This window comes from Streptomyces sp. CY-1, assembly GCF_047218265.1.
In the GTDB taxonomy this organism is placed as follows: domain Bacteria; phylum Actinomycetota; class Actinomycetes; order Streptomycetales; family Streptomycetaceae; genus Streptomyces; species Streptomyces niphimycinicus.
In genome coordinates this window covers 8,330,715-8,355,740 of sequence record NZ_CP178393.1, presented here as the reverse complement: position 1 = coordinate 8,355,740, position 25,026 = coordinate 8,330,715, and the positions used below count along the sequence as shown (strand labels likewise).

The window sequence follows — 25,026 nt, the reverse complement described above, 5'->3', positions numbered from 1 at the left end:
GGCTCAGTGCTTGAGGATCTTGGAAAGGAAGTCCTTGGCCCGCTCGCTCTCCGGGGCCCTGAAGAACTCCTCCGGGGGACGGTCCTCGACGATCCGGCCGTCGGCCATGAAGACCACCCGGTTCGCGGCGGAGCGGGCGAAGCCCATCTCATGGGTGACGACGACCATCGTCATTCCCTCCTGGGCGAGCTGGCGCATCACCTCCAGCACCTCGTTGATCATCTCCGGGTCGAGGGCGGAGGTCGGCTCGTCGAAGAGCATCACCTGCGGATCCATCGCCAGCGCGCGGGCGATGGCCACCCGCTGCTGCTGGCCGCCGGAGAGCTGGGCGGGGAACTTCCCGGCCTGGTCGGCAAGGCCCACCCGGTCCAGCAGTTCCAGGGCGCGCCGCTCGGCGTCCTGCTTCCCGCGGCGGCGGACCCTGGTCTGACCGAGCATCACATTGGCCACCACGGTCCGGTGGGCGAAGAGGTTGAAGGACTGGAAGACCATGCCGACCTCGGCCCGCAGCCGCGCCAGCTCCTTGCCCTCGTCGGGCAGCGGCCGGCCGTCGACGACGATGGAGCCGGACTGGACGGTCTCCAGCCGGTTGATGGTCCGGATCAGGGTGGACTTGCCGCCGCCCGAGGGGCCGATGATCACGACCACTTCGCCGCGCCCGACGGTGAGATCGATGTCCCGCAGAACGTGCAGCGCGCCGAAGTGCTTGTTGACGCCGTGCAGCTCGATCAACGGCTCACCGACGGCCATACCCGGCCCCACCCACCTTCCGCTGTGTCCCGGTCAGCGCAAGCTATCGGGGCAACTGGGGAGCTTGGGGTACGGACACGCGTTGATGGGCGGATACCGCCCGACAGGGCCTACGGGGCCCGGACCCGGACCCCGCTCCTCAAACTCCCCCAACTCCGCTGGGAGGTGCCCCCTGGAGGGGCTGGATACCCCCTACGCCTCGGCGACCTCGGCGTAGCGCTGGGAGAGTTCGGGGGCGCCGTCGGCGGCCCACTGCTGACCGGCCTCCACGACGTCGACCTCGCGGCCGGAGGCCAGCAGCACGACGGGGCGGCCGTTGGGCCACACCTGCCAGACGGCCCCGGGGACGGTGCGGACGATGACCGTGCCGAGGTAGAGACCGGCGTCGTTGCCGAGCCAGGGGAGCTCGTCCGGGTCGTCGCGCCAGCGCGGCGCCATCTGGTCCAGCGCCTCCAGGGAGGCTGTCGAGTCATCGAGTCCGATGCCCGCGGCCGCCGCCCGTGCGCGCAGCAGCTCGCATTCGGAGAGCAGTTGGGCGACGCCCTGGGGATCCTCCTCCTGGGCGCCCATCAGGGCCGTGCCCGAGGCGGGGCCGCGTCGCTTGCGCCAGTTGCCCAAGAAGGAGATGTTCATACGACTCAGCGTGGCATCCGCGCCACCGGCGCACCACAGGGCGCGCGGTGTGAGCTGTGACCCGATGCTTGTCGGGCGGCGCGAGACGTGACGCGTTGCTTGTCTTGACGACACCCACCGGCCTTCCTACGTTCTCCCAGCGCCTGTCGAATCACCGGTCAGGTTGGTTGCGAGAGGGGACACTTATGCGCGTCGCGAGACCCTGGACAGCCGCCGGGATCGTCGCGGGAGGTGTCACTCTCGCACTCCTCGCGCCCTCCTCCGCCGCACCGGCCAGTGCGCCGACCCGGCCGGCCCAGAAGCCGCTCCCGTTGGAGCGGCTTTTCGACAACCGGGCGGTCAGCGATGACGCCCGGCCGGGTGACGCCGACTTCGACGGCGCGGGCGCCTCGCTCTCCGCACAGGATCTGCGGGCCGCCGGCTGGACCCCGGGCCGGGACATCGCCCTGGACGCGGCGAGGCTGACCTGGCCGCGGAGCGCGGGGGCACGGCCCGACAATGTGATCGCCGATGGACAGGTGGTGCGGCTGCGCGGGCGGGGCGAGGCGCTGACCTTCCTGGTGGCGAGCAGTTCACCGGACGGGCCAGGCGCCGGGGCGAGCGGTGCCGGAACGGTGCGCTACCGGGACGGGTCGAGCCGTCCGTACACGCTGAGCGCGCCGGACTGGCGGGCGGGCCCCGCCGCCACCAAGGCCGTCGGACTCCCCCATCTCAACACCGCCGCCGGGCAGCGGCAGGAGACGGCCCGGCTGTACGCGGTGACGGTGCCGGTCGAACGCGGCCGGGACATCGCGTCGGTGGTGCTGCCGAGGGATCCGGGCCCGGCGGCCGATCTCCATGTCTTCGCGGCGTCCCTGCGGCAGCCCGCGGACGGCTGGACCGGGAGCTGGGCGGCGAGCACCGCCGGATACACCAAGGTCGGGCCGTGGACCGATCAGACGCTACGGCTGGTGGTGCACACCAGCGCGGGCGGGCCGAGGACCCGGGTCCGGCTGGAGAACACCTTCGCCGCCTCGCCCGTGGAGATCGGCCATGCGACGGTCGCGCTCCAGGCGAGCGGCGCGGCGGCGCAGGGCGCACCGGTGCCGCTGACCTTCGGCGGGCGGCCGGGGACCTCGGTCCCCGCGGGCGCGCAGGTGTTCAGCGATCCGGTGGACTTCCCGGTTCCGGCGGACGCCAATCTGCTGGTGAGCATCCATCTGCCGGGTCCGGTGGCGGCGGTGCCGGTGCACAGCCAGGCGACCCAGCGGTCGTATCTGAGCGCGGCGGGCAGCGGTGACCGGACCGGTGAGCCGGGTGCCGAGTCCTATACCGGCACCCTCACCACCTGGCCGTTTCTGACCGGGGTCGATGTGCGGGGCGGGCCGGGTTCGGTGGTGGCGCTCGGCGACTCGATCACCGACGGCACCAAGTCCACCAATGACGCCAACCGCCGCTGGCCCGATGTGCTCTCGCGCCGGCTGCGCGGCCAGTCCGAGATCCCGGCGTACGGCGTGCTCAACGCGGGCATCTCCGCCAACCGCGTGGTCGCCGACCGCTATCCGGGCGAGGGTGTCTCCACGGACACCGGCGGGGTCAGCGCACCGCACCGACTGGAGCGGGATGTGCTCGCCCAGACCGGGGCCCGTACGGTCGTCGTCTTCCAGGGCATCAACGATCTGCGCCGAGGCAGCTCGGCCGAGGAGCTGATCGCGGGGCTGCGGTCGCTCGCGGCGCGGATGCATGAGCGCGGGCTGCGGGTGGTCGGGGCGACCATCGCCCCGTGCGAGGGCGAGTCGCTGTGCACGGCGGACGCGGACGCGCGGCGCTCGGCCGTCAACGCCTTCCTGCGGGACAGCGGCGGGGCGTTCGACGACGTGCTGGACTTCGACGCGGTGGTGCGGGACCCCGGGCATCCGGCGCGGATCCTGCCCGCCTACGACAGCGGGGACCATCTGCACCCGGGGGACGCGGGATTGCGGGCGATGGCGGACTCGATCGACCTGCGGAAGCTGGTGGGGTAAGCCCTTAGGTCACACCTCCAGGTCGACGACGACCGGGGCGTGGTCGGAGGCGCCCTTGCCCTTGCGCTCCTCGCGGTCCACATACGCGTCGCCGACCGCCTTGGCGAACACCTCGTTGCCGTAGACCAGGTCGATCCGCATACCGCGGTTCTTGGGGAAGCTCAGCTCCCGGTAGTCCCAGTAGGTGAAGGGGCGGTCGTACTTCAGCGGCCGGGGCATCACATCCGACAGCCCGGCCTCGCGCAGCGCCGCCAGGGCCTCGCGCTCGAGGTCGGTCACATGGGTCAGCCCGTCGAAGGCGGAGCGGTCCCAGACGTCCTCGTCGGTCGGCGCCACATTGAAGTCGCCCAGGACGGCGAAGGGGCGCTCACCGGCCGCGTCCCCGGCGACGGCCGTGCGCAGCGCCTCCAGCCAGCGCAGCTTGTAGTCGTAGTGGGGGTGGCCGATCTCCCTGCCGTTGGGCACATAGACCGACCAGAGGCGGACCGGGCCGCAGGTGGCGCCTATCGCCCGCGGCTCCTGGCCGCCGTCGTAGTCCGGGCCGCCGGGGAGGCCCACGGTGACGTCCGTGAGACCGGCCTTGGAGAGCAGCGCCACTCCGTTCCACCGCCCGGTGGCGTTGACCGCGGACTCGTAGCCGAGCTCGCGCAGCGGCTCGTACGGAAAGGCGGACTCGGCGCACTTGGTCTCCTGGACGCACAGGACGTCCGTGCCGCTGCTCTCCAGCCAGGCGAGCAGCCGGGGCAGCCGGGCGGTGATCGAATTGACGTTCCAGGTCGCGATGCGCATGGGGGACAACCTACATCCCGGGTCCGACAGCCGACCCGGCCCTCAGAGGGTGAGGGAATCGCCCGGTGTCAGCCGCAGGTGCTCGGCGCCGCCCGTGCCCGGTCCGTCGGGGCCGAGCATGCGGCCGTAGACCATGTGCGCGAGGTCGGACAGCAGGGCGTCGTGGATGTCGACGGCCCGGCGCGGGTCGACCGCGCGGACGTAGTCGAGGACCTCGGCGAGCTTGTTCCAGGGGGCGTGCACCGGCAGCATCAGCGTGTCCACCCGTCGCCCGGCGGGCACGGTGAGCGCGTCGCCGGGGTGGAACAGCGAGCCGTCCACCAGATAGCCCACATTGGTGATCCGGGGAATGTCGGGGTGGATGACCGCGTGGAGCTGGCCGTGCACCTCGATGTCGAATCCGGCGGCGGTGAAGGTGTCGCCCTCCCCGACGGTGTGCACCCGCCCGGGGAACGCCGCCGAGATCTGGCCGGAGACGCTGGAGAGCGTCCAGATGCGGGCGGCGGGGTTGGCGTCGAGCGCCGTGCGCAGCCGCTCCTCGTTGAAGTGGTCGAAGTGCTCGTGGGTGACCAGGATCGCGTCCGCGCCGACCGCGGCGTCCTCTTCGCTGAAGGTCCCGGGGTCGATGACGAGCGCCTGCCCGTCCTTCTCGATCCGGACGCAGGCATGGCCCTTCTTGGTGAGCTTCATGGAGATCATTGTGCTCCCGCGGGCCCGGTGGCCGTACTAGGACCCTAGCCTTCCGGGCTTGTCTCCTCGCGGATGATCCGCTGGGCCACGGCGAAGGCGGAGTTCGCGGTCGGCACCCCGCAGTAGACGCCGGTGTGCAGCAGCACCTCCTTGATCTCGGTGGGGGTCAGCCCGTTGCGCAGCGCGGCCCGGGTGTGGAAGGCGAGTTCGTCGAGGTGGCCGCGGGCGGCGAGGGCGGTGAGGGTGACCACGCTGCGGGTCCGCCGGTCGATTCCGGGCCGGGTCCACACCTCGCCCCAGGCGTAGCGGGTGATGAAGTCCTGGAAGTCGCCGGTGAACTCGTCGGCCAGGGACTGCGCGCGGTCCACATGGGCGTCGCCGAGCACCTCGCGGCGCACCTTGATGCCCTGGTCGTACGCGTCGGAGCGGGCGTCCAGCAGCGGCTCGGGCACATTGTGGCCGTATTCGACGATCTCGGCGCCGGGCGGGACCGGGGAGAGCACGGGCTTGACCGGGGGCGCGGGGATCGCGGTCATCCCGGTCGGGTGGTCCGGGGACTGCCAGGAGCTGGAGAAGTGGCGCACCAGCAGATCGGTGACGGCCATCGGCTGTTCGACGGGGGTGAGATGGGAGGCGCCGGGGACGAGCGCGAGCCGGGCGTCGGCGATGCCGGCGACCAGGACGCGGGCGTCGGCGGCCGGGGTGACCTGGTCGTCGGCACCGGCCACCACGAGGGTGGGGATGCCGATCCGGCTCAGCTCGGCGCGGATGTCGAAGGCGGCGAGGGCCTCGCAGGCGGCGATGTAGCAGCCGGGGTCGGTGGTGCGGACCATCTGGACGGCCCAGTCGACGATGGCGGGCTGCGCGGCGGCGAAGGCGGGGGTGAACCAGTGCTCGGGGGTGGCGCGGGCGATCGGGTCGAGGCCGTTGGTGCGGACCACGACGCCGCGCTGCCGGAAGGAGTCGGCGGTGCCGAAGCGCGGGGAGGCGGAGACGAGGGCGAGTGAGCCCACTCTGTGGGGATGTCGGAGCGCGAGCTCGGCGCCGATGGCCCCGCCGATCGAGCAGCCCGCGTAACCGAAGCGCTCGACCTCGAGCTGGTCGAGGGTGGCCAGCAGCCGGGCGGCCAGCTCGGCCACGGAGGGGGCCGGATGGGCGGGCGCGCCGCCGTGGCCGGGGAGGTCGAAGCGGAGGACGCGCCAGTGGCGGGAGAGCTCGGGTATCTGGCGGTCCCACATGTGCCAGGTGGTGCCCAGCGACGGTCCGAGGACGAGCAGGGGCCCGTCCTCGGGGCCGTCGGTCCGGTACTGAAGTGTCTTCGTCTCGCTCACCCGAAAACGGTATCCGACGGAAGTGACGGGGCTTTCGGGCGTGATGCACCCAGGATGTGAAGGAGCTACGGGGTGACCGTGGAGACCACGTAAACCTTGGGATGCGCCGGATTGTCGAACTTGACCGTGATCCTCAACTTGGGCTGCGGATCCTTCTGCTTGAACTCCATCCCGGCCCAGTCGTGACCAGCCTCCCCGACCTGCCAGCCGACCTTCTTCGCCTGGGCGCCGGTGATGGTCACCTTGCCCTTGTCCAGGGCGGAGCGGCCGGTGCCGATCCGGTGCAGGAAGGAGTCGAGTCCATCGCTGGACGTGACGAACTGCACGTACAGCGAGCTGACTTTCCAGGAGTTGGTCTCGTAGAACGCGACCTTCTTGGAGTGGGGCGGCACCGGCACGTCGTATATGCGCCGCTGCACCCGGGTCGGATAGCCCGCCTCAAGGCCCTTGGCCGACGCCGCCTCCGCCTTGTCCTCACCGCCGTTGCGGCTCTGGATGGCGGAGATCACCAGATAGCCCGCCGGGATCGTGATCAGCAGGAAGACGATCACGGCCCTGAGCCAGCGGCGGGGCGGGCGGCCACCACCGGGCGTGGACCCGCCGGATGTGGGCCCGCCGGACGTGGGCCCGTCGGGGTGTCTGCCGTCGGCGGCGGGGGGCATCGGGGCGCCGGGGCGCTGCTCGGCGGCGGTCATTCGCGGCCTGCCTGACCCCGCGGCGCCAGCCGCAGCGGAGAGGAGGACCCGGCGCGCTCGTACCGCTCGACGCGGCGGCGGTTGGCGCGGCGGAAGCGGCGGGCCACCAGCCGGGCGAGGTCGGCGGCGCCGACCATCCCGGCCTCGGGGCCGAGCTGCGCCTTGACGATCCGGGCCTCCGGCCGGTACCCGCGGCCGGTGAGGGTGCGCCGGAAGGCATCCCGGGCGGGGCCGATCAGCAGATCGTCGGCGGCGCTGACGCCGCCGCCGATGACGAAGCAGGAGGGGTCGAGGGCGGCGGCGAGGTTGGCGATGCCGACGCCGAGCCACTGGCCGATGTCCTGGAGCAGTTCGACGCACATGGCGTCGCCCTGCCGGGCCAGCTCGGTGATCAGCGGTCCGGTGATCTCCTGGATGTTGCCGCCGACCCGGTCGGTGATCCCGTACGCGACCGGCGATTCGGCGGCGGCCAGTTCACGGGCCTCGCGGACGAGGGCGTTGCCGGAGCTGTACTGCTCCCAGCAGCCGCGGTTGCCACAGGGGCAGCGGTGGCCGGCCGGGACGACCTGCATATGGCCGAACTCCCCCGCGACGCCGTACTTGCCGCGCTTGACCTGGCCGTCCTCCAGGATCGCGCCGCCGATTCCGGTGCCGAGGGTGATCATGACGAGATGGTCCTCGCCGCGCCCGGCGCCGAACCGCCACTCCGCCCACGCGGCGGCGTTGGCGTCGTTGTCGACCATGACCGGGACATCGAGCCGCTCCGCGAGCCGGTCGCGCAGCGGTTCGTTGCGCCAGGACAGATGCGGGGCGAAGAGCACCCGGTTGCGGTCGGCGTCCACCCAGCCCGCGGCGCCGATGCCCACGGCGTGCACATCGTGCCGGTCGGAGAGGTCCAGCACCAGTTCGGTGATGGTGTCCTCGACGACCTTGGGGCTCTTGGACTTGTCCGGCGTCTCGGTGCGCAGCTTCTCCAGGATGGTGCCGTCGGCGTCGACCACCCCAGCCATCACCTTGGTGCCGCCGATGTCGATGCCGACCGTGGGCACCCGGGGCGCGCTGAGATGCGAGCGGCGCTCACGGGTGCCGACGGTCCGCAATACGGTGGCCCGGGCCGAGCCCCGGTGCACTCGTTCGCGGTAGATGCTCATCGGCCGGCCCCCTCGCCGGTGTGGGGGGTACGGTCGCTGCGGGTACGTGCTCGCAAGAGTTCGTCGTCCCTGCGGGGGTATCGGGAGGCCGCGCGGCCTCGGGTGCGTCGGTCGTGGCGGGTGGGGCCCGCCGTGCGATTGTGCCTCACCCGTGCCTCACGCCGCATGGCGAGCCTACGGCGCGCGGCCCGCCCGGGTGCCGGAACACGGCCGTCGGCCCGGCCGCTCAGCCCTTGGCGACCCCCTCCGAGAGATCGGGCGCGGGGGTGCGGGCCAGCTCATGGCTGAGCTGTTCCAGCTCGCTGCCGCCCGCCATCTGCCGGGTGAGCTCCTCCAGCGCGATCTCGTCCTTGGCGTGGCTGCCCGCCATGGTGCCGCGCTTGAGCAGCACGAAGCGGTCGCCGACGAGATAGGCGTGGTGCGGGTTGTGGGTGATGAGGACCACGCCGAGGCCCGCGTCCCGGGCGGCCGCGACGTACTTGAGCACCACCCCGGACTGCTTGACGCCCAGCGCCGCCGTCGGCTCGTCCAGGATCAGCACCTTCGCGCCGAAGTGGACGGCGCGGGCGATGGCCACACACTGGCGCTGACCGCCGGAGAGGGTGCCGATGGGCTGGTCCACATCGCGCAGCTCGATGCCCATGCGCAGCAGTTCACGGTGGGTCGTGGCGCGCATCGCCGCCACGTCCAGGCGCCGGAGCGGCCCGCGGCCCTTGTGGATCTCGGAGCCGAGGAAGAAGTTCCGCCACACCGGCATCATCGGGACCACGGCGAGGTCTTGGTAGACGGTGGCGATCCCGCGGTCCAGGGCCTCGCGCGGGGAGCCGAGCCGGGCCTCCTCCCCCTCGATGGTGAAGGTGCCGCCGTCGTGCTGGTGCAGCCCGGCGACGATCTTGATGAGGGTGGACTTGCCCGCGCCGTTGTCCCCGAGGACGCAGGTGATCTCCCCGGCGTGCACCTCCAGGGAGACGCCGTCCAGGGCCTGGACGTTGCCGTAGTACTTGCTGATGTCACTGAGCGCGACCAGGGCCGTCCGAGATGCCTGAGATGTCTTGGACGTGCTCATTTGCTCTCCTCCGCCCGCTTGCGGACCCACCAGTTGAGCAGCGTGGCGAGCAGCAGCATCGCCCCGAGGAAGAACTTGAACCAGTCGGCGCCCCACTGCGCGTAGACGATGCCCTTGTTGGTCATGCCGAAGATGAACGCGCCGACGGCCGCGCCGACCGCCGAGCCATAGCCGCCGGTGAGCAGGCAGCCGCCGATGACGGCGGCGATGATGTAGAGCAGCTCATTGCCCACGCCCTCGCCGGACTGGACGACGTCGTAGTTGAACAGCAGATGCTGGCCGGAGATCCAGGCGGCCAGGGCGACGCCCAGATAGAGGCCGATCTTGGTGCGCTCCACCGGTACGCCGACCGCGCGGGCCGCCTCCTTGGCGCCGCCCACCGCGAAGATCCAGTTCCCGGCGCGGGTGCGCAGCAGGATCCAGGTGGCGAGCGCGACCAGGGCGAACCACCACAGGACGGTGATCTGCACCTCCACGTCCCCGATGGTCAGATGTGAGGCGAAGACCTTGTGGGCGGAGGGGAAGCCCTCCATGTCGGCGATGCTCTTGGTGGAGACGGTGTCGCTGATCAGCTTGGTGAAGCCGAGGTTGCAGCCCTGGAGGATCAGAAAGGTGCCGAGCGTGATGATGAAGCTCGGCAGATTGGTGCGGACCAGCAGATAGCCGTTGAAGAAGCCGATCGCGAGGGTGGCCAGCAGGGACACCCCGGCGCCGACCCATACGTTCGCCGTCATCTGGTACGAGAACATCGACGAGATCAGCGCCGAGCTGGTCACCAGGACGCCGGTCGACAGATCGAACTCCCCGCCGATCATCAGCAGCGCCACCGGCACCGCCATGATCCCGATGGTCGAGGAGGCGTACAGCACGGTGCTGAAGCTGGACCACTGGAGGAAGGCGTCGGCGACGACCGAGAAGAAGACGAAGACGGCGACGGCGCCGACGACCGCGCCCAGCTCCGGCCGCCCCGCGAGCCGGCGCGGCAGCGAGCCGCGCACCGGCTGCCGGCTCGCCAGCTCCTCGACGGGCGGTGCCTCCGCGCTCATCGGGTGCCCCGCTTCGTGTACGACGCCAGCTCGGCGGCGTCGTCCTTGGTGATGATCTGCGGTCCGGTGAGCACCGGCCTGCCGCCGCCGAGTACATCGGCGTTGTAGCGGTTGAGCCACAGCAGATCCACGGCCTCATAGCCCTGGAGATACGGCTGCTGGTCCACGGCGAAGCCGAGCGTGCCGTCCTGGAGCGCCGCGGCGACCTTGGCGTTGAGGTCGAAGGTGTCGATCTCGGCCTTGCTGCCCGCCTGGTCGGCGGCCTTGGCGGCGGTGTCCGCGAAGGGCGCGCCGAGGGTGAGCACGGTGTCGATGCCCTTGTCCGACTGGAGCTTGGCCTCGATCGAGGACTGCACATCGGGCATGTTGGTGCCTTCGACGTAGATCTTCTCCATCTTGCCGTCGAAGGTCTTGGCGGCGCCGTCGCAGCGCTGCTCATGGCCGACGTTGCCCTGCTCGTGGAGCACGCACAGGGCCTTCTTGCGGCCCCGCTTGTTCAGCTCGTCGCCAACCGCCTCGCCCGCGATGGTCTCGTCCTGGCCGACGTGGGTGAGCGCGCCGAACGCCTTGGACACCTCGGAGCCGGAGTTGACGGTGATCACCGGTATCCCGGCCTTCCGCGCCTTCTTCACCACGGCCTTCATGGCGTCGGGCTTGGCGAGGGTGACGATCAGGCCGTCGACCTTCTGGTCGATATAGGACTGGACGAGCTGGGACTGCTCCTTGCCCTCCTCGTTGTGGGCGTAGAGGAACCGGATGTTGTCCTTGACGGCGGCCTGCTTGGCGCCGCTCTGGACGATGTCCCAGAAGGTGTCGCCGTCGCCGGAGTGGGTGACCATCGCGAAGGTCCACTTCGGGGTGTTGACCGCCGCCCGACCCCCGGCGGCCGCCTCCCGCGCGGCCCGCTCCTCGGCACGCTTGCCGCCCGTACTGCTGCACCCCGCCAACGCCGTACCCAGCACCGCCGCCAGCACGGCGGCGGTCATCACACGTGCCCCTCTCCGCACCTTCGCCACGAAGACCCGCCCTTCTCACTGTGTGTTCGTCCCGCTGTCACCTTCGCGGCCGGGTACCGCATGATCGGGCCCGGCCGCCGCCAAGTATCCGTTACCGGCCCTGGCCGGGGCTTTCGGGGTGCTCGGCGGCGCCGCGTACGGTGAGACCCGTGGCGGGCCCGGTGCCCGTCCGGCTGGAGGACTTGTAGCGGGGGACGCGGGACACGTCAAGAACGGGGACCGAGCACCGCGAGCGGGGCGAAGGGCTCAGGGGCGTACGAGAAGCTGGAACTCGAAGGCGTAGCGCGAGGCCCGGTAGGTGTGCGAGCCGAACTCCACGGCCCGGCCGGTGTCGTCGAAGGTCGTGCGCTCCATGGTCAGCAGCGGTGCGCCCGCCGGCTCCCCGAGCTGCTCCCCCTCCTCGGCGGTGGCCGCGCGGGCGCCGACCGCCTGGCGGGCGCTGTGCAGGGTGATCCCGGCCGCGCGCATCAGCCGGTAGAGCCCGGTGTCCTCCAGTTCGGCGCTGTCCAGCTTGAGCAGGCCCACCGGGAGGTGGTTGCGCAGATGGGCCATGGGCTCGCCGTGTGCCAGCCGCAGCCGCTCGATCAGCACCACCTCGGCGCCCTCGGAGATGCCGAGCGCGGCGGCGACCTGGGCGGTCGCCGGCTCGGTCGTGTTCCGCAGCACCTGGGTGGCGGGGCGCTGGCCGGCCGCCTCCAGGTCGTCGTAGAGGCTGCTCAGCTCCAGCGGGCGCTTGACCTGGCTGTGCACCACCTGTGTGCCCACGCCCCGGCGGCGCACCAGCAGCCCCTTGTCGACCAGCGACGAAATGGCCTGCCGGACGGTGGGGCGGGACAGCCCGAGCCGACCGGCCAGCTCGATCTCATTGCCCAGCAGGCTGCCGGGCGCCAGCCGCCCCTGCTCGATCGCCGCCTCGAGCTGCTGGGACAACTGGAAATACAGCGGGACCGGACTGCTGCGGTCCACGCTGAGCTGGAGCGCCTCGGCCCCGCCCGAAGAGTCTTCTTCCTCCATAGCCACGGGGCGAGGGTATCCGGATGAGCACATGACGGGAAGTCGTGAAGTTCTGTTGTCCGGACAAACTACCCACAGTCGACCCACCGGGACCGACAACGCTGTCATCCAGGGGACCGTCCTGCCCCTGCGGGGCCTGCCCTGCTACGGGGCCTGCTCGCGCAGCCGGGCGGCGGACCGGGCCAGCCGTACGGCGCCCACCACCGGCAGGGCGAGCGCCATCAGGAGGGAGGCGACGAACGCGGGGGCGCTGATCCCGTCGAACGCCAGGGAGAGGGCGGCCGCCAGCACCGGCACCGTCACCAGCGGCGACAGGACGAACAGCGTGGCCTGCCGCTTCTCGCGCCGCGCCCACGGCGCGGACCGCCACAGCCGGACGAGCGCGCCGAAGGCGGCGACCAGCCCCAGCGGTATGCCCACACCCGGGACCAGACACAGCGGCACCGGCAGTACGGCGAGGCCGAGCGTCAGCCAGGTGCCGCCGGGGTTCTCGGGTTCGGGGGGAATGCTGCCGGACTCCTCGGCCAGGGCGTCCGCCGCGATCTCCTCCGGCGTTCCGATCCAGTCGAGCGCCCGCCGTACCCGCTCCTCGCTGATCGCCGGGCCGCCGGCCGCGGCGGGATCCTCGGTGCGGTCGTCCGCCAGCGCCGCCGCGATCTCCTCGCGCAGATCCTCGAGCAGTTCCTCACGCCACGCGGCGGGAAGCGCCGCGGTCCGCCGCTCGACCGTGGCCAGAAAGGTCCGCACGAGGGGGTGGCTGAGGGGGCTGCTCATATCGTCTCTCCGGGTGCGAGGAAACGTTCACCGGTCCGGGGCATTACGACCGGCATCCGTCAGCGTGTAGCACCCGCGCAAGGACCGCGCCCGAATTCGCGCAAATGCGCATCCCGCTGCGGGCGACAGGCTAGTACGCGGCCCTGTCGCCCCCGCTGTGGGTCATGGCCCGGTCCAGTTCGGCACCGGTGAGCCCGGCGGGGAGCGGGGCGGTGTCGGAGCGGGCGCGCAACCCGTCCAGGACGAGCGCGGCGATGCGGCGGGCGGCGCGATCCCAGGCGTCGGGCGGGAGTTGGGCACGGGCGAGCGTCGCCACGGTGACCACGAGGTCGGCGGCGGTGACATCGGACCGGATCGAGCCGTCGTCGATGCCCCGCTTCAGAACCGCGGCCAGCGACCGGGAGATCCGCGGACCGAGGGGGTCGGCCCCGTTGTGCGGATACGGGCCGAAGGGGTCGGCTCCATCCTGCGGATACGGGCCGAAGGGATCGGCTCCGTTTCGCGGGCGCGGGCCGGGGGCGCTGAGCAACGGCAGGGCGAGATGGCGGCGTTCGGCGAGGAGCCGGTCCAGGAAACCGGCCAGCGCGTCCAGCGGTGGCGCCGGGCTGGCCTCGGCCTCCTGGGCGAGGTCGGCCACGAGCTGGTGGGCGCGGTGGACGACGGCCGCGTATAACTCGTCGCGGTCGGCGAAGTTCCGGTACAGCGTGGCGATGCCGACCCCGGCCTCGCGCGCCACCACGTCCAGCGGCACGGCGGGCCCGTCGCGGAGCAGGACCCGCTCGGCGGCGTCGAGGAGGGCGGCGCGGTTGGCGACGGCGTCCGAGCGGCGGCGCACGGGCTGGGCGGGACTCATGGGGCCATCTTCCCGCTCTGGGCGCCGTGGGAGGGCGACGGACGCGAGAGTCCTACCGCGATGCCCAGATTTTCAGCCGTCGGTCGTCCGTCGCCGCCGCACCGCCTCATCCGCCTCTCACGCCTTCATCGCCTCACCGCTTCACCGCTTCATCCATTCATCCTCGTACTTCTTGTACGTACCGTCGTGGGTGGCCAGATGGACCCACTGGTCGACGTACTCCTTGAACTGCGCATCGCCGCGCGGCAGGGCGTACGCCTTCTCGGAGAAGGAGAACGGCTCGTCGGGGTGGACCGCGCACAACTCCGGGTGGATCGCCGACTGGTAGCGGGTCTCGCTGGCGTCCGTCATCATCACATCGGCGCGGCCCGCGATGATCTCGTCGAAGATCGTGGTGTTGTCCGGATGGACGGTGAGAGTGGCCCGTTTGACATGGGCCCGGGCGAACTCCTCGTTGGTGCCACCCGGATTGACCACCACTCGCACGCCCGGCCGGTCGATGTCCTCCAGCGTGCGGTACCTGTCCTTGTCCGCGCAGCGCACGATCGGCGTCTTGCCGTCGGTGAGATACGGCTCGCTGAACCACGCCTTACGGGCGCGGGCCAGGGTCACCGACACCCCGCCCATGCCCACGTCACAGCGTCCGGCGGCGAGGTCGTCCACCAAAGTGGCCCAGGTGGTGGGCACGAACGCCGGTTTGGCGTCCAGGCTCTTGGCGAGGTCCCCGGCCATCTTGATGTCGATGCCGGTGTAGGCGCCGGACTTGGGGTCGCGATGGCTGAAAGGCCGGTAGTCGCCCGTGGTGCACACCCGTAGCACCCCGCGCTCGGGCACCCGGTCGAGCAGGGTGCCGCGCTGCTGCCGGGTGTGGTCGGCGGCGGACGCCCGCGGCGGCTCGGACTTGGCCGTGGAACCGACGGCCAGCGCCGAACCGGCGGCGGTCGCGGCGAGCACGGCGGCGAGGGCGGACAGCGTGACGGTACGTCTCACGGCACCTCCTGGGCGCGAACGGGCGGCCGGTACGAGCCGCATGATCACAGCGCGCTCAGGGTGGCAGAACTCCCGGCCCACGGGAAGCGGTTGACCGCCGACTGGGACAGGCGGACGTACGCTGGGATACGCGGACGTACGGCCCCACGCGCCGCCATTCGCACGGCCCGCGCACAGCGGTCAGTACGACCCGGGCCCCCGCCGTCCGCACAGCCCGCGCACAGCGGTTCAGTACAACTCTGGCGCCGAGTCCAGCGGTGGTGCCACATCCGCGAGGCGGGCCAGCAGCTCGGCGGCGCGCTTGCCCACGGTGTCCCGGTCGCCCTCGGAGAGCGCCGAGCCCATCCCGCAGGCGACGGCTCCGGCCGCGATCCAGTCCGGGGCCTCGGCCAGCGTCACCCCACCGGTGGGGACCACGGCGGCCTGCGGCAGCGCGGCCCGTACGTCGCTGACCCAGCGGGGCCCGTAGGCGGAGGCGGGGAAGAGCTTCAGGGCGTCCGCACCCAGCTCCATCGCGTGCACCGCCTCGGTGGGCGTGGCCACGCCGGGGAAGACCGGCAGACCGTAGCGGTGGCCGGTGCGGATGACCTCGGGGTCCAGGCTCGGCGAGACGAGGAAGCGGGCGCCCGCGTCCACGGCCATCCGGGCCGAGGCGGCGTCGAGCACCGTGCCCGCGCCGATCACCGCGTCATCGCCGACCTCCCGGATCAGTGTGGTGACCGCCTCCAGGGCGAAGGGCGTGGTCAGCGAGATCTCCAGGCTGGTGATACCGGCGGAGAGCAGACTGTCCGCCGTGGCATGGGCGTGGTCGTAGCTGTCGCTACGGACGATGGCGAGAACGCGCTGCGCGAGCGCGGCCCGGGTGATCTCCCAGCGGTACACGGCGGTCGCCGCCTTCCTCTCCCAAGTGCTGCTGGCGATGCCGCCCCGGATTGCCTCCGGGATATGCGGCGATTTCGGTGTGCGGTGGACGATGTGCGGTGCTGTGCTGCGCTTGGTGGATCGATATCTGGCTTGTCGGTGTTACCGGCGCTGTCCGCGCTTTCTGTACTGCCCCCGTTATCCGTGGTGCCTGTGTCGGCTCTGCCGCCTGTGCCGGCTCAGCGGTACACCGCGTCCCCGCCCTTGGACAGCTCGGCGAGCGCCCGGTCCCGCGCGGCGGCGGTGGGCAGCCCGTCCGTATCGGTGGCGGCCTGGACGACGAGGGCGGCCACGCACACCGCCTCGGCGAGCGCCTGGTGCTCGTGCAGCCCGCGCAGACGGGCCGACAGATACCCGGCCGCGAAGCCGTCACCGGCCCCGATCGGGTCGACGACCGGCACCGCGTGGGGCGCCTGGTCCCAGCCGCCGTCCGCGGTGAGGACGGTCGAGGAGTGGTCGGCGCGCTTGATCACGACCTCACCGGCCCCGCCGCGCAGCAGCTCCCGCGCGGCCTCGTCGGCGGGTTGGGCGGTCAGCAGCTCCAACTCGTCCTCGCCCGCGAGGACGATGTCGGCGTCGCGCAGCAACGGGCCCGCCGTCTGGGCCCACTGCGCCGCGCCGCCCAGCTTGTGGCGTACGTTCGGATCGAAGGACACCTTGGCCCCGGCGGCACGGGCCAGCTCCACCAGGCGCCGGCTGGCGGCCGCCGCGGTCGGCGAGAGCATCGGTGTGATCCCGGACAGATGCAGCAGCCGGGTGCCTTCGAGTGCCTCGGGGCGTATCTGCTCGGGCGTCAGCCGGGAGGCGGCCGATCCCATGCGGTAGTACTGCACATCGATGGCGCGGTGCGCATGGCTGTCCCGCATCAGCAGCCCGGTGGGGGCGTGGTCGTCCACGATCGCGTGGGCGACGTCCACACAGTCGGCGCGCAGCTCGCGCAGCACGGCCTCCCCCGCGGGGTCGGCGCCGACCCGGCCGAGCCAGCGCACCCCGTGGCCGAGCCGGGCGAGGCCCACGGCCACATTGGACTCGGCCCCCGCCACCGACCGGCGGAAATGCACGGCCCGGTCCAGCGGAACCCCGGGCTCGGCGAGCAGCAGGAGCATCGCCTCCCCGCACGTGACCACTTCCGGACCGTTCGCCACCATGCCTCCCCGCACGTCCGCTGCTAACCGAGACGGTATCGGGAAGCAACGACAATGACCCCCGCGGGGTTCCCGGGCGGTGACCGTCATCGGCGCGGCGGGGCGGAGGGCGGGTTGGACGGTGCGTCCGAGGACGGGCGCGGACAGCGCTGCGGCCGCTGCCCTGATGAGGGGCAGCGGCCGCGGTGCGGGGGGTGGCGGTCTTCGGTGGGGCCGCGTCAGCAGCCGCGGTCGACCAGGTCGAACGAGGCGTAGTGGTCCGAGGTGTAGTAGTCCTCGTCCGTCTGCTTACCGGTGACGATGCGCCGGGCGCCACGGTCGTCGGAGCCCGGGGTGATCACGGTGTACTCGTGGTAGTAACCGGAGGACTGGGACGGAAGGACGCCTTCACGGTTCTGGAAGACGGTGCCGTCCTGGGGGAACGGGTAGGGGCCACCCTGCTCGATCAGGTCCAGGGTGTCATGGGCCTGGGACGGCAGATCCGAGTAGCAGATGTCGCCGACGGCCGCGATGACCTGCGACGACACAACGGTCTGCGATGCCGACGGGGCGAGGGCGGTGGCCGCGGTGGCCGTACCGCCGATGATCAGCGTCGAAACGAGGGCGCCGAGGGCACCGATGCGAGCGATCCGTGGGGGGATTGTCATAGACATAGCATGACGCGCGTAGACGCTGTCGTGTCAATGCCAAGTGACCGCCGTTCGCCGGGAGTTCACAAGAACTGCGCGAAGCGCCAGAAGAGGTAACGAAAACGTAACCCCCCGCCCTCCTCGGCGCGCTTCTTGCCTCTCAGGCAAAACTTTTGCCCGAGAGGTCAAATCTGGCTATACCGGAGACATGCACCCGCTCCCCCACGGTCCCGACGAGGGGCCCACGGACGGACCGGCCGACGGTCACCCCGGCGGACCGTCCGCCGAGCTGCCCACCGTCGCCCCCCGCCTGCGTGACCTGCGGCGGCACAGTGGTCTGACGCTCGAGGCCGCCGCCCATCGCGTAGGGCTCTCACCCGCGCATCTGTCGCGGCTGGAGACGGGCCGCCGCCAGCCCTCGCTCCCGATGCTGCTGGCCCTGGCCCGTACCTACGGAACCACGGTATCCGACCTGCTCGGCGAGGGGACCTCGGAACGGGACCCGGTCGTACGGGCCGACCGCATGGAGGCGCAGGAGGCGGGCGGCTGGACCTACTGGCAGGCCGGCGGCTCCGGCCGGGCCATGCAGGCGCTCCGGCTGCATGTGCCGGAGCGCTCCGGCGCCCAGGAGGGCCTGGTGCGGGTCCACCCCGGCGAGGAGTGGCTCTACGTCCTGGCGGGCCGGCTGCGGCTGACCCTCGGCGAGACCGTGCACGCCCTCTCCCCGGGCGACGCGGCCCATTTCGACTCGCTCACCCCGCACCGCATCGCCGCCGCCTCGCCCGGCGGCGTGGATCTGCTCTTCGTCCACACGCTGCTGCAAAGCGGCGCGGCCGAGCTGTGCCTCGGCGACGCCGCTCGCCGAGGAAGGCCCGGTACGCCATGAAGGAGGACGGGAACGACATGACCACGAACCAGATGAGCCCGAGCGACACCCGGACGAACCCGCCGGCGCGCGCCAGGACCGGCCCGAACGAGGAGGACCGGGCACCGATGAGCTTCACGGTCCGGGTCTTCATCTACCTCGTGGGCGTCCACTTCATCGCCGCTTTCCTCTTCTTCCTCTTCTACGTCGCGGGCGGGTAAGCGAGGGGGCAGGACCCGGGGGCTCGTCACCCCGCGTGGGTGGAGAACATCCCGCCCGTCGGCCCCTGCTTGTCGCCGCCCTGCGCCTTCTTCAGGGCGTTCGCCAGGCCCTCGATGGTGAGCGACTGGAGGATCACCCGCCCATTGCCCTCCAGGGTGGCCAGCGACAGCCCCTCACCGCCGAAGACCGCGTTCATCAGCCCCTGGCGGTTGAGCCCGCCGATGCGCTCCACGCCGTACCGGATGCCTTCCTCGAAGGCCACGATGCAGCCCGTGTCGACCTCGATCCGGCCGCCGAAATCGGCCGGATTCAGGTCGATGAAGTTGCCCGCACCACAGATGATCACGGTGCCGTGCCCGGTGAACTTCTCCAGGATGAATCCCTCGCCGCCGCTGCGCCCGGTCTTCCCGCCCTGGAAGGCGATCCCGAACTCCACGGTGGACTCGGCCGCCACGAAGGCGTCCTTCTCCGCGAACCACGCCCGCGCCCCGTCCAGCTCCAGCGCCCGCATCTCACCGGGCAGCACCCCCGCGAAGCCGACGGTGCCCTCGCCGCCGGTGGCGGTGAAGTACTGGAACGCCAGCGACTCCCCGGCCAGCGCCCGCTGCCCCACCTGCATGGCGGTGCCCATGGCCTGGCGCAGCATCCCGCCCATCCCGCCGCCCCCGGCGCTCCCGCCGTTGCCCCCGGCGGCCTGACCGCCGCCCCCGCCGGGCCCGGACAGCCGGGTCTCCATCGTCACGTTCGCCGTCTTGAACAGGAACTTCCCGGCCTCGCAGTAGACGGTCTGCCCCGGCTGGAGGGTGCAGACCGCCATCTGCATGGCGTTGCCGACGATCTCTTGCCGCAGGGTCACAGCCGATCTCCTCGATGGTCGTATCAGGCGCCGGTGATGCCAGATGGTGTCAGTTGATGCCGTAATCGGACATCCGGGTCAACGTCCGACCCCGATGTCCGGGTTCCGGGAGCTTGGCACAATGCCGGTCGTGGTCCGACCCCGGGGGCGATGCTGAAGGGAGCATGACGATGAACACCAGTGCCGCGACGACGGCCCGCACGATGTGGGCCCTCTTCGAGCCGATCCACGCGGTCGCGTACTTCGCACCCGAGGCCGAGGCCGCGTACGAGGCCGTGGGGCTGCGCGGCTTCTGGCGCGGCTACTTCGCGGGCCGCGCCGCACCCCTCGGACCGGTCGGCCCGGAGCCCGTCGTGGCGGCCTTCTTCACCTTCGCGCCCGCCATGGTCGCCCGCGCCCTGCCCGACGTCTGGTCCCTGACCACGCCCGAGCGGGCCCTGGAGCTCCGCCGCACGGGCGCCGCGGCCGCCCTGGCCCGGCTGCTCGCAGGGCACGAGCGCGCGGTGGAGCGCGCCGCCGAGGCCCTGGTCCCCCGCGCGGCGGGCCTGGAGGGGTCCGGCCGGGTGCTGGCCGCCGCGAACGGCGCGCTGGACTTCCCCGACAAGCCGGTCGAGCGGCTGTGGCATGCGACGACCCTGCTGCGCGAGCACCGCGGCGACGGCCATGTCGCGGCCCTGGTCGCCGCCGGTCTCGACGGCTGCGAAGCCCTCGCCCTCCGTTCGGCCGTCGACCTCCCCCGCACCGAACTCCAGCCCCACCGCGGCTGGACCGACCAGGAGTGGGACGCCGCCGCCCGGCGCCTGACCGACCGCGCCCTCCTCACCCCGGACGGCACCGCGACACAGGCCGGACGCGACCTGCTCCAGGCGGCCGAGACCACGACCGACCGAGCGGCGGAACGCCCTTGGCGACCGCTGGGCCCTGCGGAGGTGGCAACCCTGGTCCGCCTCCTCACCCCACTGGCCACCGCCTGCGCCACCGCCCTGCGCTTCCCCAACCCGATCGGGGTCCCGAAGCCGACGGCCTGAGCGGTCACGGGTGGCGGCCCGCGCGTTCCGGGCGAGGGGCCCAGCAACCTGGGCGAGCCAGCCGGTTGGTCGCGTCGGCCAGCACGCCCGGGAGCTTCCGCAACACCGCCGACAGCTCGGTCCGGTGGCGGTGCTCGTTCAGCTCGGCCAGGCTGCGCGGAAGGTCCTCGGGGTGGGTCGGCGGTGTATCGGGGATGTCGAACCGTCGAATGACGTAATTCAGGGCGGCAAGGCTCTTCTCCTCGGTGCGCTCGACGGGGGCCATGCCCAGCAGCTCATCCAGCGTCAAGCCCATGGTCTGAGCGAGAGCGGCGGCAATGCCCGGGGTCAGTGCGCGGTCGCCCACCTCGATCTTGCTGAGCAGCGAAACCGACACGCCTGCACGCCGAGCAAGGGCAAGCCGGCTGAGGCCACGCGCCTTGCGGCAGACGGCCACGTTCGCACCGGGTCCGGGAATCCTGGTCGCGCTCATAGTGTGCGTCCTCCCCGCTCGACTGGCGTTACCTCTGATCCATCGTCTCACTCTCAGCACTCATGTGCTTGCTCCTTGTGCAAGGGGTGTGCAAGTCCGCTTTGCACGGCGGCAGTTCTCTTGTGTGAGACACGTACGCGCAGGTGGGACGAGGGATCATGACACAGACAGAAGAGAAGCCACCGACGGTGCTCAGCCACGGCGACCTGCCGTACCCAAAGGGCACACTCGTCGAAGACACCGCGACCGGATGCACAGGCGAGCTGCAAGGCGTAATTGAGGAGCGCGTCAAGGGCACCGGAAAGCTGTTCAGCCAAACGGCGTTCATGCGGCCGAGGGGAGGTGGCCTTGAGTGAAAAGCCCCTTTGGACCGCATCAGGCCCGCCGACGAGAACGGTTGAGCCACCCCACCAAGCGGGCTGCCCTGATCAGCCCGGTGGACGTGATCGGCTACGAGGGCGAGTGGCGCACGGTCAAGACAGCCAGGGTCGACCGGGGGCCGATGGGCGGGTTAGCCGTCGTGGTCACCTGGGAGGAAAACGGAGCCGCCCGCTTTCCGGCCGCTGATGAACTGCTGGTGCGAGAGCCCGACGCCGACTGACCAGAAACCGAGCCCCACCCCGAGCAGAACGAGGTGGGGCTAGGTACGTTCCAGCAGCATCCCGTCCCGCACTTGGTCCGGCTCGGCGCAGAAGCGGTCCGGCTCGGCGGTCAGGAACTTCGCAGTTCATCCGCCGAGTGGCCCTCATCGCTACCCTGTTCAGGGGGGCTCGAAGTCCGCCACTTTCTCTGTGGAGAGCCCAAGCAGGTTGGGAACCAGGAACCCGCCGGGCCGTCGGGCGGCGCCGGGCGGCCGGAACCGGGTCGGAGCCGGTGTGGTGCGGCCAGAAGGGGTGTGCGGAGTGAGTGCTGAGGCAGCTTCCATCAATCTCGGGCGGATGGTCGCAACCCGCGTCGTGCGGTTATGGCTCGAACCGCGTCGGCGCGAGCAGGAGAGCCGGATGGAGATGTCCGCTCTGGTCCGGCGGCGGGTGCCGGGGCTGCGGGCCCAGCGGGGCGTGGAGCGGCAGTTCGAGCAGATCGCGGACGCGGTCGCGGCGCGGCTTGAGCCCATGTGCGGACATGAGTTCCGCGGTCTGGAGGAGGGCGGACGGCAGGCGGCGCTCGACGCCGTGACGGCGGCGTTCGCCCACGCGGACCTGTCCGATGAGGCGATCCTCGGTTCCGACGCCAACCCCGCCGAGCTGGCCCGCCGGGTGCGGGCCTCCGCTCCCCCGCCCGCCGGGCTGGGCGAGGCGGCCATGCACTTCTACGAGCTGCTGCTGGCCGAGTGCTGCGACTGCTATGTGCGGATCCTGCAACGGCTCCCGGTCTTCACCGAGCGCGGGATCGCCGAACTGCTGGGGCGGGTGGGCGAGCTCGGCCCCGAGCTGAGCCGGGTTCTGGAGCGGCTTCCCGCCAGATCGCTGTACGCACCGCAGGGGGCGGATCAGGACGCCGCCTTCCGCAGGGAGTACCTGGAGTTCCTCAGCCGCACCCTGGACGAGGTGGAGCTGTTCAGCTTCACGGCCGGTCAGGCACCGCGCACCAGATTATCCGTCGCCTACATCAGTCTGCGGGTCAGCACGGACGGAGACGGCCGGGCGGCGTCGAGGTCGGCCGGTGGGCCGGACCATCTGCTGCGGACGGGCATCAGCTCCTGGAACGGCGCCGAACAGGAGTCGTCGGCGAGCGTACGGGTCGAGGCGGCGCTGAAGGAGTCGGCTCGCATTCTGCTGCGCGGGGAGGCGGGTTCCGGCAAGACGACGTTGCTCAACTGGCTGGCTGTCACGGCGGCGCGCGGCGCCTTCAGCGGGGATCTGGCCGAGTGGAACGGCCTGGTCCCCGTCCTGGTCAAACTGCGGCATCACGCCTCGCGCGAGCTGCCACGCCCGGAGGAACTGCTGGACGCCACGGCAGGGCCGCTGACCGGCCATATGCCCCGGGCATGGATGGACCGTGAGTTCCAGGCGGGGCGGGTGCTGCTGCTCGTCGACGGCGTGGACGAACTCGTCGCGAGCGAACGGCGCAAGGTCCGGGAGTGGCTGCGGCTCCTGCTCAACGCCTACCCGCAGACCCGTACGGTGGTGACGTCCCGGCCGACCGCCGCGCGCGGCGACTGGCTGCGCGCGGAGGGCTTCGCCCCGGTGGGGCTGGAGCGGATGACGCCCGCGGATCTGCGGGCGTTCGTACGACAATGGCATCAGGCGGTGGGAGTTCAGGGCGGTGATCTGCCGTGCGCCCTGGAGGAGTTGCCGCACTACGAGCGGGCATTGCTGGCGGCACTCCAGGATCGCCCTCATCTGCGGACGCTCGCAGCGAGCCCCCTGCTGGCCGCGCTGCTGTGCGTGTTGCACCTGGGGCGGCGCCGGCGGCTGCCGCGCAACCGCATGGAGCTGTATCGCATAGCTCTGGAACTGCTGGTGCAGCGCCGTGACGCGGAGCGCGGGGTGCCCAGCGCGCTGGACATACAGCTCAGCCTGACCGACAAGCTGTGCGTGCTACGGGATCTGGCGTGGCGGCTTTCGGACAACAACCGCAGTGAGATTTCTACGGAGAAGGCGCTGGTCCATGTCACCGTCAAGGTGGCGTCGATGCGCCACCTGGACGCCCAGGGCGAGGCAGTGCTGGATCACCTGGTGTCGCGTTCGGGGGTGCTGCGCGTCCCCGCCGAGGACCGCATCGACTTCCTGCACCGCAGCTTCCAGGAGTACCTGGCGGCAGAGGAGGCGGCGGCGGAGGACCGCATCGGCAATCTGGTCGAGCGGGCCCATCTGGACACCTGGCGGGAGACCATCATCATGGCCGCCGGACATGCCAACCGCAGTCAGCGGCAGGAACTCGTCACCGGCATCCTCGACCGTGCGGAGGCCGAACGCCGCCATGCGCGGAACTTGCGGCTGCTGGCGGCGTCCTGCCTGGAGACGATGGAGTCCGTGCCGGAGGGGCTCGCGGCACGACTGGACGAGAACCTCGGGGTGCTGGTGCCGCCGAGGCGCCGGAAGGACGCCGTGTCACTCGCGGCTGTGGGGGATCCGGTCCTCAGCCGGCTGCCGCGCTCTCTGGACGGTCTGACGGACGCGGCCGCCAAGGCGGCCGTGCGGACCGCCGCGCTCATCGGTGGCGAGAGTGCGCTCGATGTGCTGGATGCTTACGCGGCGGCGCAACGAGACGGTGCGTACCAAGAACTCGCCGACGCCTGGGAGTATTTCGACCCGGACGATTACGCCCAGCGCGTGCTCGCCCGGTTTCCCTTGGAACGCGTCACGCTGAGGCTCTCCCACCCCAGCCAGTGGGCCGCGGTCAGGAAGCTACGATCCGTACGGAAGATATTGATCAGCCATCCGCTCACTTCCGGCCTCGCGACGCTCACAGATCTCCCCGGACTCTCCTCGCTGTGGATCTCACGGCTGGTGGGCGACAACGACCTGAGTCCGCTCGCCGCCCATCCCCGGCTCAGCGCGCTTTCGATCAACGGAGACGCTGCACTGGAGGACGCCTCACCGTTGAACGCGCTCACACACCTTCAGGAATTGAGCCTCACCGGCTGGTCTTCTCTCCCTCCCGTGAGCGAGATCCCCATGCCGGGGACCTTGACAACACTGAACTTGGGAAATCTGCCTCGTGATCCTGACCTGGGGTTTCTTCACGATCTGCCGTCACTCGACAAGCTGTATCTGGCGGGCTCGGGGACTCCGCGCAGCCTCGCGAGCCTTTCAGCGGTGCCCATCTTCAAACAACTTTGGCTGGGCGGCTTCGGCTTCACCGCATGCCTCCCCGTCTTGTTATCCTCCCTGCGTATCCCGGATCTGAGCTTCTACCGCTGCGCCCTTCCGGCGGACCTCAGCCCGCTCAACGCCGTCCGCTCCCTCGAAATCGTGTTCTTCGGCGCATGCCAGGGCCCGAACCCCGGCCCCTTGGACCTCTCATCCCTGGCCGGGCGCACGGCCCCGACACGGCTCACCGTCCTGGTGGGCAGGACACAGACCGTCACCGGGACCGAACACCTCGGCCCCGGCATCCGAGTCCGCTACCGGTGAGGGGAGAC

26 protein-coding genes are annotated in these 25,026 nt (G+C 71.3%); 7 read left to right on the top strand and 19 right to left on the bottom strand.

Features of this window, described 5'->3' with window-relative positions:
• Window positions 1–3: 3 nt before the first annotated feature.
• Complete coding sequence (locus tag ACK1X7_RS35945; protein ID WP_385137942.1) at window positions 4–750, bottom strand: amino acid ABC transporter ATP-binding protein; 747 nt, start codon at window positions 748–750, stop codon at window positions 4–6.
• A gap of 192 nt (window positions 751–942) precedes the next feature.
• A complete protein-coding gene (locus ACK1X7_RS35940; protein WP_385137943.1) occupies window positions 943–1,383 on the bottom strand; it encodes a DUF6278 family protein in 441 nt (146 codons plus the stop codon).
• A 185-nt stretch (window positions 1,384–1,568) separates the two neighbouring features.
• Here ACK1X7_RS35940 and ACK1X7_RS35935 point away from each other — a divergent pair, with 185 nt between their 5' ends.
• Window positions 1,569–3,386 carry an SGNH/GDSL hydrolase family protein gene (locus ACK1X7_RS35935; RefSeq protein ID WP_413116149.1) on the top strand — a complete coding sequence of 606 codons (1,818 nt, stop codon included), beginning with the start codon at window positions 1,569–1,571 and terminating at the stop codon, window positions 3,384–3,386.
• 9 nt (window positions 3,387–3,395) lie between these two features.
• Here the strand turns inward: ACK1X7_RS35935 and ACK1X7_RS35930 are convergent, their stop codons facing one another.
• The 15 genes from ACK1X7_RS35930 to ACK1X7_RS35860 all read right to left on the bottom strand — a co-directional run bounded on the left by ACK1X7_RS35930 (window position 3,396) and on the right by ACK1X7_RS35860 (window position 17,514).
• Entirely contained in the window at window positions 3,396–4,175 is a 780-nt protein-coding gene (locus tag ACK1X7_RS35930; protein WP_413116148.1) for an exodeoxyribonuclease III, read from the bottom strand.
• Between the two features lie 42 nt (window positions 4,176–4,217).
• Window positions 4,218–4,865 carry an MBL fold metallo-hydrolase gene (locus tag ACK1X7_RS35925; protein WP_385137946.1) on the bottom strand — a complete coding sequence of 216 codons (648 nt, stop codon included), beginning with the start codon at window positions 4,863–4,865 and terminating at the stop codon, window positions 4,218–4,220.
• Between the two features lie 44 nt (window positions 4,866–4,909).
• Window positions 4,910–6,196, bottom strand: coding sequence for a 4-carboxymuconolactone decarboxylase (gene pcaC / locus ACK1X7_RS35920; RefSeq protein WP_413116147.1), 1,287 nt, complete (start codon window positions 6,194–6,196; stop codon window positions 4,910–4,912).
• Window positions 6,197–6,261: 65 nt separating this feature from the next.
• A complete protein-coding gene (locus tag ACK1X7_RS35915; protein ID WP_385137950.1) occupies window positions 6,262–6,891 on the bottom strand; it encodes a hypothetical protein in 630 nt (209 codons plus the stop codon).
• The gene (locus ACK1X7_RS35910; protein WP_059141815.1) at window positions 6,888–8,042 is read right to left on the bottom strand and encodes an ROK family glucokinase; all 1,155 of its coding nucleotides are present in this window, start codon (window positions 8,040–8,042) and stop codon (window positions 6,888–6,890) included. Before ACK1X7_RS35910 ends, ACK1X7_RS35915 begins: the two co-directional genes overlap by 4 nt.
• A gap of 226 nt (window positions 8,043–8,268) precedes the next feature.
• A complete protein-coding gene (locus ACK1X7_RS35905; protein ID WP_385137951.1) occupies window positions 8,269–9,108 on the bottom strand; it encodes an ATP-binding cassette domain-containing protein in 840 nt (279 codons plus the stop codon).
• Complete coding sequence (locus ACK1X7_RS35900; protein ID WP_216345447.1) at window positions 9,105–10,154, bottom strand: ABC transporter permease; 1,050 nt, start codon at window positions 10,152–10,154, stop codon at window positions 9,105–9,107. The genes ACK1X7_RS35905 and ACK1X7_RS35900 overlap by 4 nt, the downstream gene beginning before the upstream one ends.
• Entirely contained in the window at window positions 10,151–11,140 is a 990-nt protein-coding gene (locus ACK1X7_RS35895) for a sugar ABC transporter substrate-binding protein (RefSeq protein ID WP_216345448.1), read from the bottom strand. The genes ACK1X7_RS35900 and ACK1X7_RS35895 overlap by 4 nt, the downstream gene beginning before the upstream one ends.
• A gap of 276 nt (window positions 11,141–11,416) precedes the next feature.
• On the bottom strand, window positions 11,417–12,184 hold the full coding sequence (locus tag ACK1X7_RS35890) for a GntR family transcriptional regulator (protein WP_385138065.1): 768 nt from the start codon (window positions 12,182–12,184) through the stop codon (window positions 11,417–11,419).
• 144 nt (window positions 12,185–12,328) lie between these two features.
• Complete coding sequence (locus ACK1X7_RS35885) at window positions 12,329–12,958, bottom strand: HAAS signaling domain-containing protein (RefSeq protein ID WP_385137953.1); 630 nt, start codon at window positions 12,956–12,958, stop codon at window positions 12,329–12,331.
• Window positions 12,959–13,088: 130 nt separating this feature from the next.
• Complete coding sequence (locus ACK1X7_RS35880; RefSeq protein ID WP_385137955.1) at window positions 13,089–13,811, bottom strand: TetR/AcrR family transcriptional regulator; 723 nt, start codon at window positions 13,809–13,811, stop codon at window positions 13,089–13,091.
• Between the two features lie 141 nt (window positions 13,812–13,952).
• On the bottom strand, window positions 13,953–14,801 hold the full coding sequence (locus tag ACK1X7_RS35875; RefSeq protein ID WP_413116146.1) for a transporter substrate-binding domain-containing protein: 849 nt from the start codon (window positions 14,799–14,801) through the stop codon (window positions 13,953–13,955).
• A gap of 228 nt (window positions 14,802–15,029) precedes the next feature.
• On the bottom strand, window positions 15,030–15,683 hold the full coding sequence (locus ACK1X7_RS35870; RefSeq protein WP_059141809.1) for a bifunctional 4-hydroxy-2-oxoglutarate aldolase/2-dehydro-3-deoxy-phosphogluconate aldolase: 654 nt from the start codon (window positions 15,681–15,683) through the stop codon (window positions 15,030–15,032).
• 218 nt (window positions 15,684–15,901) lie between these two features.
• Entirely contained in the window at window positions 15,902–16,870 is a 969-nt protein-coding gene (locus tag ACK1X7_RS35865; RefSeq protein ID WP_385137957.1) for a sugar kinase, read from the bottom strand.
• A gap of 215 nt (window positions 16,871–17,085) precedes the next feature.
• On the bottom strand, window positions 17,086–17,514 hold the full coding sequence (locus ACK1X7_RS35860; protein WP_385137958.1) for a ribonuclease: 429 nt from the start codon (window positions 17,512–17,514) through the stop codon (window positions 17,086–17,088).
• Between the two features lie 190 nt (window positions 17,515–17,704).
• Between ACK1X7_RS35860 and ACK1X7_RS35855 the strand changes: the two genes are divergently transcribed.
• Both ACK1X7_RS35855 and ACK1X7_RS35850 read left to right on the top strand, forming a co-directional pair.
• Window positions 17,705–18,382, top strand: a complete 678-nt coding sequence (locus ACK1X7_RS35855) for a helix-turn-helix domain-containing protein (RefSeq protein ID WP_413116145.1) — start codon at window positions 17,705–17,707, stop codon at window positions 18,380–18,382.
• A gap of 17 nt (window positions 18,383–18,399) precedes the next feature.
• Complete coding sequence (locus ACK1X7_RS35850; protein ID WP_385137962.1) at window positions 18,400–18,582, top strand: DUF6126 family protein; 183 nt, start codon at window positions 18,400–18,402, stop codon at window positions 18,580–18,582.
• 26 nt (window positions 18,583–18,608) lie between these two features.
• Here ACK1X7_RS35850 and ACK1X7_RS35845 read toward each other — a convergent pair whose 3' ends face one another.
• A complete protein-coding gene (locus ACK1X7_RS35845; RefSeq protein ID WP_078644583.1) occupies window positions 18,609–19,439 on the bottom strand; it encodes an AIM24 family protein in 831 nt (276 codons plus the stop codon).
• A 170-nt stretch (window positions 19,440–19,609) separates the two neighbouring features.
• On the opposite strand from ACK1X7_RS35845, the gene ACK1X7_RS35840 reads away from it, so the two are divergent.
• The gene (locus ACK1X7_RS35840) at window positions 19,610–20,467 is read left to right on the top strand and encodes an SCO6745 family protein (RefSeq protein WP_385137964.1); all 858 of its coding nucleotides are present in this window, start codon (window positions 19,610–19,612) and stop codon (window positions 20,465–20,467) included.
• A 4-nt stretch (window positions 20,468–20,471) separates the two neighbouring features.
• Here ACK1X7_RS35840 and ACK1X7_RS35835 read toward each other — a convergent pair whose 3' ends face one another.
• The gene (locus tag ACK1X7_RS35835; protein WP_390792821.1) at window positions 20,472–20,939 is read right to left on the bottom strand and encodes a helix-turn-helix domain-containing protein; all 468 of its coding nucleotides are present in this window, start codon (window positions 20,937–20,939) and stop codon (window positions 20,472–20,474) included.
• A gap of 158 nt (window positions 20,940–21,097) precedes the next feature.
• On the opposite strand from ACK1X7_RS35835, the gene ACK1X7_RS35830 reads away from it, so the two are divergent.
• The 3 genes from ACK1X7_RS35830 (at window position 21,098) to ACK1X7_RS35820 (ending at window position 25,018) form a co-directional block, all read left to right on the top strand.
• On the top strand, window positions 21,098–21,295 hold the full coding sequence (locus ACK1X7_RS35830; RefSeq protein WP_390792820.1) for a hypothetical protein: 198 nt from the start codon (window positions 21,098–21,100) through the stop codon (window positions 21,293–21,295).
• Between the two features lie 41 nt (window positions 21,296–21,336).
• Entirely contained in the window at window positions 21,337–21,540 is a 204-nt protein-coding gene (locus ACK1X7_RS35825) for a hypothetical protein (RefSeq protein ID WP_390792819.1), read from the top strand.
• A gap of 274 nt (window positions 21,541–21,814) precedes the next feature.
• Window positions 21,815–25,018, top strand: coding sequence for an NACHT domain-containing protein (locus ACK1X7_RS35820; RefSeq protein ID WP_390792818.1), 3,204 nt, complete (start codon window positions 21,815–21,817; stop codon window positions 25,016–25,018).
• Window positions 25,019–25,026 lie beyond the last annotated feature (8 nt).

What these genes read in the sequence shown, in the direction of transcription:
- ACK1X7_RS35945 (WP_385137942.1), bottom strand. Translation starts at nt 750, where the DNA reads ATGGCCGTCGGTGAGCCGTTGATCGAGCTGCACGGCGTCAACAAGCAC.
- ACK1X7_RS35940 (WP_385137943.1), bottom strand. Translation starts at nt 1,383, where the DNA reads ATGAACATCTCCTTCTTGGGCAACTGGCGCAAGCGACGCGGCCCCGCC.
- ACK1X7_RS35935 (WP_413116149.1), top strand. Translation starts at nt 1,569, where the DNA reads ATGCGCGTCGCGAGACCCTGGACAGCCGCCGGGATCGTCGCGGGAGGT.
- ACK1X7_RS35930 (WP_413116148.1), bottom strand. Translation starts at nt 4,175, where the DNA reads ATGCGCATCGCGACCTGGAACGTCAATTCGATCACCGCCCGGCTGCCC.
- ACK1X7_RS35925 (WP_385137946.1), bottom strand. Translation starts at nt 4,865, where the DNA reads ATGAAGCTCACCAAGAAGGGCCATGCCTGCGTCCGGATCGAGAAGGAC.
- ACK1X7_RS35915 (WP_385137950.1), bottom strand. Translation starts at nt 6,891, where the DNA reads ATGACCGCCGCCGAGCAGCGCCCCGGCGCCCCGATGCCCCCCGCCGCC.
- ACK1X7_RS35910 (WP_059141815.1), bottom strand. Translation starts at nt 8,042, where the DNA reads ATGAGCATCTACCGCGAACGAGTGCACCGGGGCTCGGCCCGGGCCACC.
- ACK1X7_RS35905 (WP_385137951.1), bottom strand. Translation starts at nt 9,108, where the DNA reads ATGAGCACGTCCAAGACATCTCAGGCATCTCGGACGGCCCTGGTCGCG.
- ACK1X7_RS35900 (WP_216345447.1), bottom strand. Translation starts at nt 10,154, where the DNA reads ATGAGCGCGGAGGCACCGCCCGTCGAGGAGCTGGCGAGCCGGCAGCCG.
- ACK1X7_RS35895 (WP_216345448.1), bottom strand. Translation starts at nt 11,140, where the DNA reads ATGACCGCCGCCGTGCTGGCGGCGGTGCTGGGTACGGCGTTGGCGGGG.
- ACK1X7_RS35890 (WP_385138065.1), bottom strand. Translation starts at nt 12,184, where the DNA reads ATGGAGGAAGAAGACTCTTCGGGCGGGGCCGAGGCGCTCCAGCTCAGC.
- ACK1X7_RS35885 (WP_385137953.1), bottom strand. Translation starts at nt 12,958, where the DNA reads ATGAGCAGCCCCCTCAGCCACCCCCTCGTGCGGACCTTTCTGGCCACG.
- ACK1X7_RS35880 (WP_385137955.1), bottom strand. Translation starts at nt 13,811, where the DNA reads ATGAGTCCCGCCCAGCCCGTGCGCCGCCGCTCGGACGCCGTCGCCAAC.
- ACK1X7_RS35865 (WP_385137957.1), bottom strand. Translation starts at nt 16,870, where the DNA reads ATGGTGGCGAACGGTCCGGAAGTGGTCACGTGCGGGGAGGCGATGCTC.
- ACK1X7_RS35860 (WP_385137958.1), bottom strand. Translation starts at nt 17,514, where the DNA reads ATGACAATCCCCCCACGGATCGCTCGCATCGGTGCCCTCGGCGCCCTC.
- ACK1X7_RS35855 (WP_413116145.1), top strand. Translation starts at nt 17,705, where the DNA reads ATGCACCCGCTCCCCCACGGTCCCGACGAGGGGCCCACGGACGGACCG.
- ACK1X7_RS35850 (WP_385137962.1), top strand. Translation starts at nt 18,400, where the DNA reads ATGACCACGAACCAGATGAGCCCGAGCGACACCCGGACGAACCCGCCG.
- ACK1X7_RS35840 (WP_385137964.1), top strand. Translation starts at nt 19,610, where the DNA reads ATGAACACCAGTGCCGCGACGACGGCCCGCACGATGTGGGCCCTCTTC.
- ACK1X7_RS35835 (WP_390792821.1), bottom strand. Translation starts at nt 20,939, where the DNA reads ATGAGCGCGACCAGGATTCCCGGACCCGGTGCGAACGTGGCCGTCTGC.
- ACK1X7_RS35830 (WP_390792820.1), top strand. Translation starts at nt 21,098, where the DNA reads ATGACACAGACAGAAGAGAAGCCACCGACGGTGCTCAGCCACGGCGAC.